This window comes from Brevibacterium sp. R8603A2 (genome assembly GCF_023072605.1).
Classification (GTDB): Bacteria; Actinomycetota; Actinomycetes; order Actinomycetales; family Brevibacteriaceae; genus Brevibacterium; species Brevibacterium pityocampae.
In genome coordinates this window covers 1-2202 of sequence record NZ_JALLGN010000032.1, presented here as the reverse complement: position 1 = coordinate 2202, position 2202 = coordinate 1, and the positions used below count along the sequence as shown (strand labels likewise).

Annotated in this window: 2 protein-coding genes and 1 pseudogene; all 3 read right to left on the bottom strand. The window is 69.7% G+C overall.

Features of this window, described 5'->3' with window-relative positions; genetic code table 11:
* Positions 1–108: 108 nt before the first annotated feature.
* The 3 genes and pseudogenes from MTQ12_RS14730 to MTQ12_RS14720 all read right to left on the bottom strand — a co-directional run bounded on the left by MTQ12_RS14730 (position 109) and on the right by MTQ12_RS14720 (position 2076).
* Positions 109–789: a TenA family protein gene (locus MTQ12_RS14730; protein ID WP_247619215.1), complete on the bottom strand. Its 681-nt coding sequence runs from the start codon at positions 787–789 to the stop codon at positions 109–111.
* A pseudogene (gene thiD / locus MTQ12_RS14725) lies at positions 786–1645 on the bottom strand (bifunctional hydroxymethylpyrimidine kinase/phosphomethylpyrimidine kinase). Before thiD ends, MTQ12_RS14730 begins: the two are co-directional and overlap by 4 nt.
* Positions 1627–2076, bottom strand: a complete 450-nt coding sequence (locus MTQ12_RS14720; RefSeq protein WP_247619214.1) for a thiamine phosphate synthase — start codon at positions 2074–2076, stop codon at positions 1627–1629. The pseudogene thiD and the gene MTQ12_RS14720 overlap by 19 nt, the downstream one beginning before the upstream one ends.
* Positions 2077–2202 lie beyond the last annotated feature (126 nt).

The following is a 2202-nucleotide window of genomic DNA, read 5'->3' as shown; positions in this document are numbered from 1 at the left end:
ACGGGCCTCTACGGCCAACCGGGTCGCCCGGTCACGGAGTTCTTGGGGGTATTTCGACGGGGCCATCAGAGAATCGATGTCCTTTCAGGATGTTTGGCTTACCCTCAATCAAACCAAGGACGATTCAAACATCCACTCGTACTGGGTGGCGCGGTGGAACGCGGTGTGCATGCGCGCCAGTGTGCCGGGGCTGGCCTGGTCGGCGAGGTGGTCCACGATGTCCCGGGCGGTGTCGGTGGCGGCGGTGAAGTCTGGATCGCCGTAGGTGGCGATCCAGTCCCCGTACGGGTGCGTGCTCAGGTCACCGACGGCGGCCTTCAAACGGGTGCCGACGTCGTCGTAGACCCAGAAGCACGGCAGGATGCCGGCCGCGAGGACCGGGTAGTTTCCCGCTGTCGCGAGGCTCAGCAGGTAGGAGGTGTAGGCAACCGTGGTCGGTGAGGGCTCGGCGGCGGTGAGGTCGGTGACGTGGGTGGCGTGCAGCTGCCGCTCGACCTCGACCACCTCCCGCGCGGCCTGCGCCCAGAATGCCATTTCCTCCGACGCCTGGGCCTGAGCGGCGGCCGCGGCCAGGACCCGGCCGTAGTCGGCCAGGTAGAGCGCGTCCTGGGCGAGGTAGTGCCGGAACGTCTCTTCCGCCAGGGTCGCGTCGCTCAGCTGGTGCAACAAGGGCAGCGCGTCGATCGCCTCGCGGACCCTGGCCGTGCGATGCCACGCCACGGTGCTGAACACGCCAGTGTCGTCGTGGTCGCGAATCGTCTCGGGCATGGAGGTGTGTGGGCTGGTCATCGGTCGCTGTCCTTCCAGTCGTTCTCGTCTTTCCAGATGTCGTGGCAGTGGTGCACGGGGCCGGGTCCGTGGCCGATGTGGAGCGCGTCGGCGGCCCGCAGGGTGCCGGTGAGCCAAGTCTTGGCCTGGCGGGTGGCCTCTAGCAGGGACCCGGTGCGCGGGGCGAGTGCGGCGATCGCGGAGGACAGGGCGCACCCGGTGCCGTGGGTGTTGACCGTGGCTACCCGCGGGCCGGTCAGCAGCTGCTCGCCCGCGTCGTCGAGCCACAGGTCGGTGGCGTGTGCGTCGCCGCCGAGGTGGCCCCCTTGACCAGCACCCGCGCGGCGCCCAGCTCCCGGAGCGCGATGGCCTGGGCGCGCATGGTGTCGAGGTCTTCGGCGGGGTCGGCGTCGAGCAGCACGGCGGCCTCGGGGACGTTCGGCGTGATGAGGGAGACGTACGGCAGGAGTTGGCGCATCGGCTCGACGGCGTCCTCGGCCAGCAGCCAGGAACCGGCGGTGGACACCATGACGGGGTCGAGGACCACAACCGGCACCGCGTCGGAGCGCTTGTCGAGGAAGGCGAGGACGGTCTCGATGGTGGCCGCGGAGGCGAGCATCCCGATCTTGGCGGCGTCAACCGCCACGTCGTCTACGAGGGTGCCCAGCTGGGCGCGGACGAAGTCCGCGGGGACGACGTGGACACCGGTGACTCCCTGGGTGGACTGGGCGGTCAGTGAGGTGAGCACCGCGGTGCCGTAGGCACCCAGTGCGGAGAAGGTCTTGAGGTCGCCTTGAATACCGGCCCCGCCGGAGGGATCGGAGCCGGCGATCGTCAGCGCGATCGGTGGGCGGGGGTTCACGGTTGCCCGTCCCACGCGGCCCGCAGGCTCGCGGCCGCCACGGCTGGTTCCTCCGCGGCGCACACCGTCGAGACGACCGCCACGCCGGCGGCGCCGCTGTGGCGCAGCATGCCGGTGCGTTTCGTGGTGATGCCGCCGATGGCGACGACCGGCCACGGGCTCGCGGCGGCCACCGCAGCCACCCCGCCCGGGCCGGTCGGAGTGCCGTGGTCAGGCTTGGTCGCCGTCGGCCACACCGGTCCAACGCCGAGGTAGTCCAAGACGCCGTCACCGAGCCCGCGTGCTGTGCGAACCTGCTCGATCGTGCTGACCGACAGCCCGACCATGGCGTCCGGCCCGAGCAACTGCCGGGCCTGAGCAGGCGGCATGTCGCGCTGACCGACGTGGACGCCGTCGGCGCCGATGTCCTGAACGAGGTGGACCCGGTCATCGATAATCAGCGGCATGAATCGCCCCGGGGATAATAGAGGCAGGGAGATTGGAAGAAGGAGTTTCTCTCATGCCAGTGAAGTACACCGACGAGCTCAGGGCTCGTGCAGTAGAGCTCGTCATTCACGCTCAGGCCGATCCCG

What these genes read in the sequence shown, in the direction of transcription:
- MTQ12_RS14720 (WP_247619214.1), bottom strand. Translation starts at nt 2,076, where the DNA reads ATGCCGCTGATTATCGATGACCGGGTCCACCTCGTTCAGGACATCGGC.
- MTQ12_RS14730 (WP_247619215.1), bottom strand. Translation starts at nt 789, where the DNA reads ATGACCAGCCCACACACCTCCATGCCCGAGACGATTCGCGACCACGAC.